Origin of the sequence: Duganella flavida (assembly GCF_009857445.1) — a bacterium.
Lineage (GTDB): Bacteria > Pseudomonadota > Gammaproteobacteria > Burkholderiales > Burkholderiaceae_D > Rugamonas > Rugamonas flavida.
Genome location: NZ_WWCN01000021.1, coordinates 1 through 13,428, shown reverse-complemented (window position 1 = coordinate 13,428; position 13,428 = coordinate 1). Strand labels below are relative to the sequence as shown.

15 protein-coding genes and 1 tRNA gene are annotated in these 13,428 nt (G+C 59.5%); 11 read left to right on the top strand and 5 right to left on the bottom strand.

The window, feature by feature from the left end; all coding sequences use genetic code 11:
• Positions 1-154: 154 nt before the first annotated feature.
• Both GTP46_RS25450 and GTP46_RS25445 read right to left on the bottom strand, forming a co-directional pair.
• Entirely contained in the window at positions 155-1,009 is an 855-nt protein-coding gene (locus tag GTP46_RS25450) for an enoyl-CoA hydratase/isomerase family protein (protein ID WP_229259096.1), read from the bottom strand.
• Positions 1,006-2,208, bottom strand: coding sequence for an acetyl-CoA C-acetyltransferase (locus tag GTP46_RS25445; RefSeq protein WP_161009430.1), 1,203 nt, complete (start codon positions 2,206-2,208; stop codon positions 1,006-1,008). Before GTP46_RS25445 ends, GTP46_RS25450 begins: the two co-directional genes overlap by 4 nt.
• Positions 2,209-2,342: 134 nt before the next feature.
• Here GTP46_RS25445 and GTP46_RS25440 point away from each other — a divergent pair, with 134 nt between their 5' ends.
• From GTP46_RS25440 to GTP46_RS25420, 5 genes are all read left to right on the top strand, one after another.
• Positions 2,343-4,019, top strand: a complete 1,677-nt coding sequence (locus tag GTP46_RS25440) for an isovaleryl-CoA dehydrogenase (RefSeq protein ID WP_161009429.1) — start codon at positions 2,343-2,345, stop codon at positions 4,017-4,019.
• A 1-nt stretch (position 4,020) separates the two neighbouring features.
• On the top strand, positions 4,021-4,599 hold the full coding sequence (locus GTP46_RS25435; RefSeq protein WP_161009428.1) for a TetR/AcrR family transcriptional regulator: 579 nt from the start codon (positions 4,021-4,023) through the stop codon (positions 4,597-4,599).
• A gap of 40 nt (positions 4,600-4,639) precedes the next feature.
• Positions 4,640-5,290 carry a uracil phosphoribosyltransferase gene (upp, locus tag GTP46_RS25430; protein WP_161009427.1) on the top strand — a complete coding sequence of 217 codons (651 nt, stop codon included), beginning with the start codon at positions 4,640-4,642 and terminating at the stop codon, positions 5,288-5,290.
• Positions 5,290-5,643 (top strand): Hpt domain-containing protein, encoded by a 354-nt coding sequence (locus tag GTP46_RS25425; RefSeq protein WP_161009426.1) that lies wholly within the window; start codon positions 5,290-5,292, stop codon positions 5,641-5,643. The genes upp and GTP46_RS25425 overlap by 1 nt, the downstream gene beginning before the upstream one ends.
• Before the next feature lie 234 nt (positions 5,644-5,877).
• The gene (locus tag GTP46_RS25420; RefSeq protein WP_092270403.1) at positions 5,878-6,081 is read left to right on the top strand and encodes a cold-shock protein; all 204 of its coding nucleotides are present in this window, start codon (positions 5,878-5,880) and stop codon (positions 6,079-6,081) included.
• Between the two features lie 57 nt (positions 6,082-6,138).
• On the opposite strand, the gene GTP46_RS25415 is transcribed toward GTP46_RS25420, so the two are convergent.
• Complete coding sequence (locus GTP46_RS25415; protein WP_161009425.1) at positions 6,139-7,050, bottom strand: LysR family transcriptional regulator; 912 nt, start codon at positions 7,048-7,050, stop codon at positions 6,139-6,141.
• Positions 7,051-7,239: 189 nt separating this feature from the next.
• On the opposite strand from GTP46_RS25415, the gene aceB reads away from it, so the two are divergent.
• Positions 7,240-8,838, top strand: coding sequence for a malate synthase A (gene aceB, locus GTP46_RS25410; protein ID WP_161009424.1), 1,599 nt, complete (start codon positions 7,240-7,242; stop codon positions 8,836-8,838).
• A 3-nt stretch (positions 8,839-8,841) separates the two neighbouring features.
• Here aceB and gloB read toward each other — a convergent pair whose 3' ends face one another.
• Positions 8,842-9,648, bottom strand: a complete 807-nt coding sequence (gene gloB / locus GTP46_RS25405; protein ID WP_161009423.1) for a hydroxyacylglutathione hydrolase — start codon at positions 9,646-9,648, stop codon at positions 8,842-8,844.
• 20 nt (positions 9,649-9,668) lie between these two features.
• Here gloB and GTP46_RS25400 point away from each other — a divergent pair, with 20 nt between their 5' ends.
• The 4 genes from GTP46_RS25400 to GTP46_RS25385 all read left to right on the top strand — a co-directional run bounded on the left by GTP46_RS25400 (position 9,669) and on the right by GTP46_RS25385 (position 11,761).
• The gene (locus GTP46_RS25400) at positions 9,669-10,445 is read left to right on the top strand and encodes a class I SAM-dependent methyltransferase (RefSeq protein WP_161009422.1); all 777 of its coding nucleotides are present in this window, start codon (positions 9,669-9,671) and stop codon (positions 10,443-10,445) included.
• A complete protein-coding gene (rnhA, locus tag GTP46_RS25395) occupies positions 10,438-10,878 on the top strand; it encodes a ribonuclease HI (RefSeq protein ID WP_161009421.1) in 441 nt (146 codons plus the stop codon). Before GTP46_RS25400 ends, rnhA begins: the two co-directional genes overlap by 8 nt.
• A 33-nt stretch (positions 10,879-10,911) precedes the next feature.
• Entirely contained in the window at positions 10,912-11,637 is a 726-nt protein-coding gene (gene dnaQ, locus GTP46_RS25390) for a DNA polymerase III subunit epsilon (RefSeq protein ID WP_161009420.1), read from the top strand.
• A 49-nt stretch (positions 11,638-11,686) separates the two neighbouring features.
• Positions 11,687-11,761, top strand: a tRNA-Val gene (locus GTP46_RS25385).
• A 173-nt stretch (positions 11,762-11,934) separates the two neighbouring features.
• Here the strand turns inward: GTP46_RS25385 and GTP46_RS25380 are convergent.
• Positions 11,935-12,168: a helix-turn-helix transcriptional regulator gene (locus tag GTP46_RS25380; protein ID WP_161009419.1), complete on the bottom strand. Its 234-nt coding sequence runs from the start codon at positions 12,166-12,168 to the stop codon at positions 11,935-11,937.
• A gap of 223 nt (positions 12,169-12,391) precedes the next feature.
• Between GTP46_RS25380 and GTP46_RS25375 the strand changes: the two genes are divergently transcribed.
• Positions 12,392-12,565, top strand: coding sequence for a hypothetical protein (locus GTP46_RS25375; protein WP_161009418.1), 174 nt, complete (start codon positions 12,392-12,394; stop codon positions 12,563-12,565).
• Positions 12,566-13,428: the final 863 nt, after the last annotated feature.

Below are 13,428 nucleotides of genomic sequence, written 5' to 3'. Positions count from 1 at the left end.
TGGACTTAGTAACTAAGCGTGTAACAATTGTATGGTGCGAATCTTGCAAAACCATAACGAAATGTATCACTGATGGGAAACAAATTGCATGAAAAATGACAACATTACGGCGACTTTTTGAGAAATCTCTTTAGATCGTCAAAAAAACCGCTTTTCAGAGTGAAAGACTGCCTTTTCGTTGCGCAGGATTGATGGCGGTTTGACAAAAATATCGGCTCTCAATTTGTAGTGCATTTTCAAAATCGACTTGCATGCCTTCGACCATTGCGCACAGCACTGCCTCAGCCGCTGGCGATGGGCCGCCGGCGCGCTGGCGCAGCAGTGCCGGTGCGCTCAACAGCAGGGCACGTACCGGCGCCGCGTCGAGCCCGCCGCCGGGCAGGCGGTAGGCTTTGGCTTCCCACGGTTGCATCGCAATGGCTTTGTCCATGGCATTTTGCGCGAGTTCCGTTTCGTCGCCGGCGACAGCGTGCACCAGGCCTGCATGCAAGGCTTGCGCGGCCGACAGCGTTGCACCGTCCAGCAGCAGTGGCATGGCCGCTTGCAGACCAGCCAGACGCACGGTGCGGGCGATTTCACCAGCCACCGGCGCCAGTCCCAGCGATACTTGCGGCAGGCTGAAACATGCGTCCTGCAGGGCGATGCGGCGATGGCAGGCCAGGGCGAGGCCGAAAGCGTGGCTGCTGATCTCGCCAGCCAGGGTGGCGATCACCGGCACGCCCAAGCCTTCCAAGCGGCGCAGCAGCGTGTTGTAGGCGTCCAGCATGTGCATGCAGTCTGGTGCTTGCGCGCGGGTTAGCGCCATCAGGTGTTCCAGCTCGTGGCTGCGGTCCACGGTGTCGGCGTCGAAGCTGATGATGACGGCGTCCAATTTGGCGCGACGCGATTCCAGTTGATCGAGCAGGGCGGCCAGCTCGCGCTGGAATAGGCGGCTCAGCGGATTGATGCTGCGGGCTGCCAGCAGCACTGTGATCTGGCCGTTGTTCTGGTGGGTGGTGATCATGCTCATAGCCGTTCGATAATGGTGGCGATGCCCATGCCGCCGCCCACGCACATGGTGACCATGCCGCGTCGCAGGCGGCGTGCTTCCAGCTCGTCGAGCAGGGTGCCGAGCAGCATGCAGCCGGTTGCGCCGAGCGGATGGCCAAGCGCGATGGCGCCGCCGTTGACGTTGACCTTGTCTTCGGGGATGTTCAGTTCTTTCATGAAGCGCAGCACCACCGAGGCGAAAGCTTCATTTACTTCAAACAGGTCGATGTCGTCGATCGACAGGCCGGCTTTCTGCAGCGCCTTGCGCGCGGCCGGCGCAGGGCCGGTCAGCATGATGGTGGGCTCGCTGCCGGTGACGGCGGCGGCAATGATGCGTGCGCGCGGCTCAAGGCCGATGCGCGCACCGGCCGCCTTGCTGCCGACCAGGGCCAGCGTCGCGCCATCGACAATGCCGGAGGAATTGCCGGCGGTATGCAGGTGTTCGATCTTTTGCAGCTGCGGATATTTGCGCAGCGCGATGCAGTCAAAGCCCATCTGGCCCAGCGTGGTGAAGGCGGGTTGCAGGTTTTCCAGCGCTTCCATGGTGGTGGCGGGCTTGATGAATTCGTCTTCGGCAAGGATGGTCACGCCGTTCTGGTCGCGCACCGGCACCACGGAGCGGAAGCGGCCGGCGGCGCGCGCGGCGGCCGCCTTGTGCTGCGAGCGCAGTGCGAAGGCGTCCAGCTGTTCGCGGTGATAGCCGTCCAGCGTGGCGATCAGGTCGGCGCCCACTCCTTGCGGGACGAAGTCGGTTTTCAGGCTGGTCTCGGGATCTTGCGTCCAGGCGCCGCCGTCCGAGCCCATCGGAACACGCGACATGGATTCGATGCCGCCCGCTACCACCAGGTCTTCCCAGCCGGAGCGCACTTTCTGCGCAGCCAGGTTGACGGCCTCCAGCCCAGAGGCGCAAAAGCGGTTGAGCTGCACGCCCGCTACTTTCCAGTCCCAGCCGGCGGCCAGCGCAGCGATCTTGGCGATGTCTGCGCCTTGCTCGCCGATTGGCGTCACGCAGCCCAGCACTACGTCATCGACCAGCGCGGTGTCGAGCTGGTGGCGTTGCTGCAGCTCGCCCATCAGGCCGGTCAGCAGGGAAATCGGCTTGACGCTGTGCAGGCTACCATCCTTTTTTCCCTTGCCGCGCGGGGTACGGATGGCGTCGTAGATATAGGCATCGGTCATGCTGTCTCCATTTTGTTATGCGCTTATCATATGATTGCTTAATGTACAAAGCAACTGCTTGCTTCGTGTTGTTGTTTGGTCTAGTCTGAGCATTGTTCAAGAAAACCAACAATAGCGTTTTGAACGGAGACAAAATGCAGCCTTTCGATACACACGAAGTGCGCAATACTGTTGCGCCGCTGGGCAATATCAACCTGTATGCGGCCGATCCGGCCTTGCAGGAAGCCCTGCAGCGCGAGGGCGCGGGCGATGCGGCAGCCGCGCTGCACGCGCTGGGTGCGGAACTGGGCAAGGCCGAGACGCTGGACCTGGCGCGGCTGGCCAATCTGCATACGCCCAAGCTGCACAATTACGACCGCGAAGGCCATCGCATCGATGAGGTGGAGTTCCATCCGTCGTGGCACCAGCTGATGGGACTGCTGATTGGCCACGGTACGCATTCCTCACCGTGGCAGGGCGGGCCGGGCGCGCAAGTGGCGCGGGCGGCGCGCTACCTGATGTTTGGCCAGCTGGAGAACGGCTCGCAGTGCCCGGTGACGATGACCTACGCATCGGTCCCGGCGCTGAAGCAGGCGCCGCGCATCGCCGCCAAGTGGCTGCCGAAAATTCTGTCCAATGATTACGATCCACGCTCGCTGCCGGTCGAGCAAAAGCGCGGTGCCATCATCGGCATGGGCATGACCGAGAAGCAGGGTGGCTCCGACGTGCGCGCCAACACCACCCGTGCCGAGCCGGTGCCGCCATCGGAAGCGCGCGCCTTGTTCGGCGAGGAGGGCGAGGATGTGTTTCGCATCGTCGGCCATAAGTGGTTCTTCTCGGCGCCGCAAAGCGACGCGCACCTGATTCTGGCGCAGACCGATGAGGCGGGCAGCGCCGGCCTGTCGTGCTTCTTCCTGCCGCGCTACCTGCCGAACGGCGAGCGTAATGCGATCCGCGTACAACGGCTGAAGGACAAGGTCGGCAACCGTTCGAATGCGTCGTCGGAGGTGGAGTTCACCGGTGCTTACGGTTGGCTGATCGGCAAGCAGGGGCGCGGCATTCCGACGATTCTGGAAATGGGCGGCTACACGCGGCTCGACTGCGTGCTGGGCAGCGCCGGCACCATGCGCGCCGCGCTTACGCAGGCACTGCATCACGCGCGTCGCCGCGTGGCGTTTGGCCGTCCGCTGGCCGAGCAGCCACTGATGCAAAACGTGCTGGCCGACCTGGCGCTGGAATCGGAGGCCGCCACAGCCGTGGCGATGCGCCTCGCGCGCTGCTTTGACGAGATCAACGATCCAGTGCAAGCCGTGCTGGCGCGGGTGCTGACGCCGGCTGCCAAGTACTGGGTCTGCAAGCGCGGCCCGGGCTTTGGCGCGGAGGCGATGGAGGTCGTCGGTGGCAGCGGCTACGTGGAAGAGAGCCCGCTGGCGCGGCTCTACCGCGAGCTGCCAGTCAATTCGATCTGGGAAGGCTCCGGCAACGTGATGTGCCTGGACCTGCTGCGCGCCTTCGCCAAATCGCCGGAAGCGCGCGATGCCTTGGCGGCGGAATTGGCGCTGGCCGGCAGCGCGGACATCTTCTTTGTCGCCTACCGTTCGACCTTGCTGGCTGACTTGGTCCAGCAACAGCCGGATGAATTCAGCGCCCGCGTGCTGGCTGAGCGCGTGGTGCTGGCGGTGCAGGCGGCGCTGCTGTTGCGCCATGCACCGGCGTACGTATCGTCGGCCTTCGTGGCGTCGCGCCTCAAGCGCGAACCGGGCGGTGCATATGGCCGCCTGCCGCCGGGCGTGGATTGCGCGGCGATTTTAGCGCGGGCGCTGGTCGAATAAGATGGCCATCGTTCCGGTAGAAAACCGTCGCGCCGAGGTGGTGCGGGTGGCGGCACGCCTGTTCTGCGAGCGCGGCTTCGACGGCACCACCACGCGCGACATCGCGGAAGCAGTCGGCATGCGCTCCGGCAGCCCGTTCTATCACTTCAAGAGCAAGCAAGAGATCCTGGCGGCGGTGATGGAAGAGGGACTGGTGGCCGGCCTGCCGGCTGCCGAAACCATCGCCGCCAGCGTGCTGCCGCCGCGCGCCAAATTTCGTGCATTAGTGCGGGCCCATCTCGAAATTGTGCTGGGCGAAGGCCACGACTTCATTCCCGTGCTGCTGTACGACTGGCGCCGCCTGACGCCGGAGTTGCGCGCCCGTGTGCAAGTGCTGCGCGACCGTTACGACCAGCTGTGGCAGGACGTGGTCAACGAACTGTCCGCCGCCGGCCTGCTGAAAAGTGATAGTGCTGTTGCGCGCCTGCTGCTGATGGGCGCTGTCAACTACACGGTGCTGTGGTACAAGCCGGGCCAAGGCTCCGACCTTGAGCAGATCGCGGAAGAGGCCGTTGCGATGTTTGTGGGGCCGGAGGCCTAGTATAATGCGGCCTATAACCGCCTAATTATGAGCAAAACTAATGAAACAAGATCCGCGTTTTCCTAACCTGTTTATCACCGACCATCCGCTGATCCAGCACAAGCTGAGCCACATGCGCGCCAAGGATACGTCGACCCGTACCTTCCGCGACCTGCTCAAGGAAATCACGCTGCTGATGGGTTACGAGATCACCCGTGACCTGCCGCTGACTACCCGCACCATCGAAACCCCGCTGATGACCATCGACGCGCCGGTCATCGCCGGCCGCAAGCTGGCTATCGTGCCTATCCTGCGCGCCGGTATCGGCATGAGCGACGGCCTGCTGGACCTGGTGCCATCGGCCCGCGTCGGCCACATCGGCGTGTTCCGCGATCCTGAAACGCACCAGCCGGTGGAATATCTGGTGCGCCTGCCCGACACCGTCGAGCGCACCTTCATCCTGTGCGACCCGATGGTCGCCACTGGCAACTCGGCCGTGCACGCGGTCGACGTGCTGAAAAAGCGTGGCGTGACCGACGACCAGATCATCTTCCTGGCGCTGGTGGCCGCGCCGGAAGGCATCGAAGTATTCCAGAAATCCCACCCAGGCGTGAAAATCTACTGCGCCTCGCTGGATTCCCACCTGAACGACCACGCTTACATCGTGCCTGGCCTGGGCGACGCTGGCGACCGCATCTTCGGCACCAAATAATGGCGGCGCCGATCGATCCTGACTTCCGCGCGCGGTTGGCGGCGCTGAACGAGAAGTTCGCCGCCACCGTGCCGGGTACGCTCGACAAAATCCGTGCCGCGCTGGCGGCATGCGTGGCCGGCGGCGAATTGCCGTCGCAGGACGCGCTGCACCAGCTGCATGAAGTGCTGCACGGCGTGGCAGGATCGGCCGGCACCTTCGGCTTCATGGTATTCGGCCAGGAATCGCGCCGCATCGAACAGATGGTGCGCGGGGTGCTGACCACGCAGACCGGCTGGGCGCCGGTGGTGCCGGAAGTGGAAAAATTGCTACACTGGGCCGCTCAAGACGCCAAAGCAAGCCATTACGATTGATCTAGCTCAAAGCTTGCGTTATTTTGTTGTCTACCATGACACATACACCCGGTTGCGAGGTGTTTCTACCAAAAAATGCGACGCTTTGCATTTATTTTGACGAAAACGTGCTTTTCTCTCGTAAATGGGTATAATGCGGGATCGTTTAGATTCAAGAGTAGTGCAGTTTGTTCTTTCTTGCCTCAAAAACGATATCACGGGCGCAAGCCCAAATTAACTGAAATAGGAATTGTAATGGCAACTGGTATCGTAAAATGGTTCAATGATTCGAAGGGTTTTGGCTTCATCACCCCTGATGAAGGCGGCGAAGATCTGTTCGCTCACTTCTCGGCGATTCAAACCGCAGGCTTCAAATCCCTGCAAGAGAACCAACGCGTTTCTTTCGAAGTAACCGCCGGCCCTAAAGGCAAGCAAGCTTCGAACATTCAGCCTATCTAATACGCTGGGTCTAACGATCAAGAAATCCTCGGAATCCGAGGATTTTTTTTTGGCTGTTCACTTTGCAGGCTTGCGCCAGTAGTCAGGCTGGGCGTAAGTGTGGCGCAAGAAGTCCACAAAGGCGCGCACCCGCAGCGGCAGGTGGCGGCGCTGCGCAAACACCGCGTAGATATCGTTGCCCGGCGCCGAATAGCCGTCCAGCACGGTTTGCAATTTGCCTGCCTCAATCGCGCTACCCACTTCCCACATCGAACGCCACGCCAGCCCCTTGCCGGCCAGCGCCCACTCGTGCAGCACCTGGCCGTCATTGCAGGCCATGTTGCCATTCACCTTCAGTACCACGTTCTTGCCGCCTTCGCGGAAGGTCCAGCCCCGTTGGCTGCCTTCGCTGCTGATCGCCAGACAGTTGTGCTTGGTCAGGTCGGCCAGCGTTTCCGGCTTGCCGTAGCGCTTGAGATAGGCGGGTGAGCCCACCACCACACGCTCGTTATCAGCCAGCTTGACGCTGACCAGGCTGGAATCGGACAGGCTGGCGATACGAATCGCCACATCAATACCTTCGCCGACGATGTCGACCACGCGGTCGCTCATGTTAAGTGTAACGGTGACGTCGCGGTGTTCGGACAGGAAAGAGGGCAGCACTGGCGCCACGTGCTGGCGGCCAAACCCTGCCGGCGCCGAAATCATCAGGTGACCTGTGGCGTGCGCGCTACGTTCTGATACCGCCGATTCTGCTTCTTCGAGCTCGGCGAGGATGCGCTGGCAGTCCTCAAGGAAGGCTGCGCCCTCGTCGGTGAGGGCCAGCTTGCGCGTGGTGCGTTGCAGCAGCTTGACCCCGAGACGCGCCTCCAGCGCGTCCAGTCGCCGCCCTATCATGGCAGGTGCTATGCCCTCGGCGCGGGCTGCCGCCGAGAGTGAGCCCCTCGCCACCACCTCAACAAAAGTAGAAATCTGCCTGAATTGCCCCATGAATACCTGTCCCCGTCACTTTTTACAAAAACGCATAGATGAAGTGATTTTTAGTCTTGTTTGCATAACTAACGAGTGAATATACTGTAAAACAATTCGGCACGTAACTGAGCCGACACACTAAAAACACTGCACCGCAACAAGCATATAATTAGCTGATTCGTTGACATTTTTTTACGGAGTCCACTCATGACGCAGTCCACCATCACTTTGCCAGCAGGCATGCAAATTACCGGCGAGATCAAGCCGGGCTACGAAAACATCCTGGTGCCGGAAGCGCTGGCACTGGTGGCCAAGCTGAGCCGCGAATTTGAAGCGCGCCGCCAGCAACTGCTGGCCGTGCGCGTGGACCGCGCCAAGCGCCTGGACGCCGGCGAGCGCCCGGACTTCCTGGCTGACACTGCCCACATCCGTAACGGCGACTGGAAAATCGCACCCATCCCGAAAGCGCTGGAATGCCGCCGTGTGGAAATCACCGGCCCGGTCGAGCGCAAAATGGTCATCAACGCCCTGAACTCGGGCGCGGACAGCTACATGACCGACTTCGAAGATTCGAACTCGCCGAACTGGGATAACCAGATCACCGGCCAGATCAACATGAAGGACGCGGTGCGCGGCACCATTTCGCTGGAACAGAATGGCAAGTCGTACAAGCTGAACGAAAAGACCGCCACCCTGGTGGTGCGTCCACGCGGCTGGCACCTGGATGAAAAACACGTGCTGGTGGACGGTAAGCGCATCTCGGGCGGCATCTTCGACTTTGCGCTGTTCATGTTCCACAACGCCAAAGAGCAGATCGCGCGCGGCGCCGGTCCCTTCTTCTACCTGCCGAAAATGGAATCGCACATTGAGGCGCGCCTGTGGAATGACATTTTCGTCATGACCCAGAACGAGCTGGGCCTGCCGCAAGGCACCATCAAGGCCACCGTGCTGATCGAAACTATCCTGGCGGCATTCGAAATGGACGAAATCCTGTACGAACTGCGCGAACACAGCTCGGGCCTGAACGCCGGCCGCTGGGATTACATCTTCTCGTGCATCAAGAAGTTCAAGCTGGACAAGGATTTCTGCCTGGCCGACCGCGCCAAGGTCACCATGACCGCGCCGTTCATGCGCTCTTACGCTCTGCTGCTGCTGAAAACCTGCCACAAGCGCAACGCTCCGGCCATCGGCGGCATGGCTGCGCTGATCCCGATCAAAAACGATCCGGAAAAGAATGACATCGCCATGGGCGGTGTCCGCAATGACAAAGCGCGTGATGCCACCGACGGCTACGACGGCGGCTGGGTGGCCCACCCAGGCCTGGTGGACCTGGCCATGGCCGAGTTCAAGAAAGTGCTGGGCGATAAGCCTAACCAGATCGACAAGCAACGTCTGGACGTGGAAGTGCACGCCGAGCAGCTGCTGGACTTCAAACCAGAGACCCCGATTACCGAAGCCGGCCTGCGCTACAACATCAACGTTGGCATCCACTACCTGGGCAGCTGGCTGAACGGTAACGGCTGCGTGCCGATCCACAACCTGATGGAAGATGCGGCCACCGCCGAAATCAGCCGTTCGCAAGTGTGGCAGTGGATCCGGTCGACCAAGGGCGTGCTGGACGATGGCCGCAAAGTGACCGCCGACATGGTGCGCGCGATGATTCCGGAAGAGCTGGCAAAAGTGCAGGTCACTGCGCCGGACGGCAACACCCCGGCCTACCCACGCGCAGCGCAAATCTTTGAAGAGATGTCGACCTCGGAAGCGTTTGAAGAATTCCTGACGCTCCCGCTGTACGAAGAAATCTAACTCTTAAAAGTCGTTCTTCCACAAGCGCAGCGCGGTGAAGGTCGCCAACGGCGTGTCGATGCGATCGAGACGCCCGGCCTTCACCAGTTGCTCCGCAATCGCCGGTTCGCGGTAACGCAGGAACGGATTGGTTGCCTTCTCCACCGCGATGGTCGACGGCACGGTCGGTACATCGTGCTCGCGTTTGTCCGTCTCCACCTTCACACGCTCCTGCAGTGCCACATTGTCCGGATCGACCACGCGCGCGAAGCGCAGGTTGGACAGCGTGTATTCGTGCGCACAAAATACTTGCGTGTCGTCCGGCAGCGCTGCCAGCTTACCAAGTGAGCTGATCATCTGCGCCGGCGTGCCTTCAAACAGACGGCCGCAGCCGCCTGCGAACAGCGTATCGCCACAGAACAGCCAGGTCGGCTGCTGATCCACCGGTTCGCGCACGTAAGCGATATGGCCCATGGTGTGGCCCGGTACATCCAGCACATTCAGTTTCAGCCCCAGTCCCGGCACCTCGATGGTTTTGCCTTCGCCGACCGGCAAAGTGACCGCAGCAATCGTCTCGTTGCGCGGACCGAAAACAGGAACTTGATAATGCTGTAATAATTCAGGAACGCCGCCGATATGGTCAGCGTGATGATGGGTGAGTAGAATGGCGGTGAGCTTAAGTCCGTTTGCTGCCAGCGCTGCCAGGATGGGTTTGGCGTCGCCGGGATCGACCGCTGCGGCGTGGGTGCCATCATGTATCAACCACAGGTAATTGTCGCGGAATGCCGGTACCGTTAAAACACTGAGAGCTTGAGTAGAAGATATGGTCATTGGATCGCTAAAGGCTAAGCATGGATAAGGCGGGGTCGGAGAAATCCATTATAGCGTTGGAAGGCTGGCTGCAAACGCCCGCAGGTGTGTACATGCGTGCGTGGGAACAAAGCTGTCTCGATAATTTAACAGCCGATATCTTTGGCTTTAACGCGGTGCAGATCGGCATGCCTGAAATTGATGCACTGGCCGCCAGCCGCATGCCTTACAAATTGCTGGCGGATCGCAAACCGCGCACGGGCCGCGATGGCCAGCGTAGCGTTGATGTCACGCTCGACTACACCGAACTGCCATTCGCATCGCAAAGCGTGGACCTGATCGTGCTGCCGCACGTGCTGGAATTTTCTACCGATCCGCACCAGGTGCTGCGCGAAGTGGAGCGCGTACTGATCCCGGAAGGCCAGGTCGTTATCTGCGGTTTCAATCCGGCCAGCTTGTGGGGCGCGCGCCACGTGTTGCGGCGCGTCGGCGGCACCTCGTTCCTGCCGCGTACCGAAGAGTTGATCTCTATGCCACGCATGAAAGACTGGTTAAAATTATTGAATATGAGCGCCAGCCAAAGTCATTTCGGCTGCTACGCGCCGGCCTGCCGCACAGAAAAGTGGCTGCATCGCTACACCTTCATGGATAATGCCGGGTCGCGCTGGTGGCCGTACTTTGGCGGCGTCTACATCATACAAGCGGTCAAGCGCGTGAAAGGCATGCGCATGATCGGTCCGGCATGGACCAGGAAAGCAGCGGCTGCCCCAGTCGGGGTGCCGGTAACAAACAAAAGAAGAGAGCAGCAGGATGGATAAGGTTGAAATTTTTACCGACGGCGCATGCAAGGGTAATCCCGGCCTGGGCGGCTGGGGCGCATTGCTGGTGGCCGAGGGCGCCGAGAAGGAAATCTGCGGCGGCGCGCGTGATACCACCAATAATCGCATGGAGCTGCAAGCCGTGATCGAGGCGCTGACCATTTTGAAGCGTCCGTGCACGGTGGTGCTGCACACCGATAGCCAGTATGTTCAAAAAGGCATCAGTGAATGGATCCACGGCTGGAAGGCGCGCGGCTGGAAAACCGCGTCCAAGGAGCCGGTCAAGAACGAAGACCTGTGGAAGGCGCTCGACGCAGCGCAGCAAATGCACACCGTCGAATGGCGCTGGGTGCGCGGCCACAATGGCCATCCTGGCAACGAGCGGGCCGACATGCTGGCCAACCGCGGCGTGGAAGTGGCGCGCGGCCGCTGATATACTGCGCTCTGCAATTAATAACGGAACACTATGCGCCAAATCGTACTCGATACTGAAACTACCGGTATCAACCCCAAGCTGGGCAACCGCATCCTGGAAATCGGCTGCGTTGAACTGAACAACCGCATGCTGACGGGGAATAATCTCCACTTCTACATTAATCCGGAACGCGAGTCGGAAGAGGGCGCGCTGAACGTCCACGGTTTGACCACCGAATTCCTGAGCGATAAGCCGAAGTTCCGCGAGATCGTTGAACAGCTGCGCGAGTACATCCAGGGCGCCGAGGTCATCATCCATAACGCGCCGTTCGACCTTGGGTTCCTGAATCACGAGTTCAAGCTGCTGAATCTGCCGGATTTCACGACCCACATAGGCGGTGTGATCGACACGCTGGTGCAGGCCAAGGAACTCCATCCGGGCAAGCGTAACTCGCTGGATGCGCTGTGCGACCGCTACGGCATCTCCAACTCGCACCGCAAACTGCACGGCGCGCTGCTGGATGCGGAGCTGCTGGCCGACGTCTACCTGGCCATGACGCGCGGGCAGAACAGCCTGGGCATGGATGTGGAAGAGGAAGTGGTTAACGTCGGTGACATGCTGGAACCGGTGGCAATGGCCGAGGTCATCTTCGTGCCGGCCTCGGCTGACGAACTGGCCGCGCACGTGGACACGCTGGCGGGCTTGGACAAGGCTGTGAAGGGCCAGTGCATCTGGAGCGCCTCGCTGAATCCCCCTGAGCCGCAGGAAGGCGCCTAATCGGCACTTGCACTTCGTGCGGGCAAGTTCTATAATGCTCGCACTCAACGGGAGGTTAGCTCAGGGGTAGAGCACTGCATTCACACTGCAGGGGTCGCAAGTTCGAAACTTGCACTTCCCACCAGAATTCGCAGTAAAATCAAAGGCCTACGCAGATGCGTGGGCTTTTTGCTTTGGGCGTTTAGCCTACAGTACGAAAAAAGTACGAAAAACCGTGGCGGAATAAGGCGGATATTGGCGGACTGAAGCTGCGCAGGCGTGCCGGCTGTCAGCGTGGTTTTTTATCCAATGAGCAGATCAATCGCGCCGGGACGCGCTGATGTGCAGCGCCAGCCAGCGCTGGATGTCGTGGTTGACCCAGCGCGGCGCGCGCGTGAGCAGTTGAACGGGGGAGGGGAAGTCGCCGCGGTTCACACCGTCGTAGACACTGGTTCTGCCGATGGCGCACATCTGCATGACTTCGCCCAGATGCAGCATCTTGATTTGCGCTAGGTCAGTGGCACGCCGCGTCGTGGTCCGACGCTCTACCATACCGTTTACCATACTTGAAGTAATTGGATTGTTGTCTGACATGGTTGAGTTCTCCCCGCATCCATGATGGCTTCGCAGCAGCGATTCGCTGGTCTAAGCTTGAATCGCGTTTTCGTACTGAGCAGTTTATCCGCTGCCGTATAACCTGCGCAGTGTCCGCATGCGCAGATATCGATCCAGATCAAACGCGTGCAGGTTTCTACGTACCAGTGCGGCGATACCGATGCCGAAGCGATCTTCTGTAGTATCGAACAACATAATCGTCTTTGCCTGCCTGCCAGCCGTTTTTGCGATGGCTTATGAACCCTATGCCGAGATCGGCGGCACAGCTTCCGATAAATTAACAGGCGCGCAATCTGACAATGACCGCTTCGGGACGGTGCAAAGAAAAGTTTAGCCTTTTACTTTCACAGAGTGCGATAAAACAATGCGACGGTCAGTGTCATCTAAATAGATTTGTGCGCTCTACTAAATGATGTGGGGAGGATGTCTCCAGAAATTAGACTTACAGACGGTGTGTAACAAATCTACGGATGCTTCCGTCAGAGCGCTGCGGGACTTGTCTAGTCATCAAGCGCTGGGAGCGTTTTAACTCATTTGCAGAGCACTTTATCGCTACGTTGTAGTATTTAATGGCGCATAGCACCGGTATTATGATTCCCCCAAACGCACATATTATGTAACTGAAGACTGGAAATACTCCCATTTGCGCGAGGAAATAGCTAGTAATCCCTATCCCCATTCCCATGGATGCATGAATTCCCCAGTTGAAGAATTCACGCCACCGCACTGCGCTCGGTCCCATGTCGTACTCACGACAGGAATACTTGGCCAACAGTAAGACCCTATTTATTGGATTGCAGGATTTTCGATGCTCTGTGCGTGGAAGTAACAAACCCAAGCACAATATGGTCGCGATGGGTAAGAAGCCCATAAGCGCGGGAAGAAATATGCCAATGTGTTCCATAGATCTGATTTTGTAAAAGTACACGTTCTAATTGTAGTCCGTGTGTGTTGATTTGCATGTGATTTTGATCCGTACCGAGGCCATGATTTGCATTTTTCATTGACCCGACTATCGCACGAGCACCCAAGCGCTGAAGCGACACAATGTAAAGTTGATGGGTCAAACAGAGTGGGTCACCCATTAGCCGGCCACTGTCAACAGTACGAATTTCTCCCTCGCGCTACTCTGCGATCTCTTGCATTATTTAGCCATCGTATCCGTTCAGCAGGCGTAAAGGTCGTTCCCTATGCCTC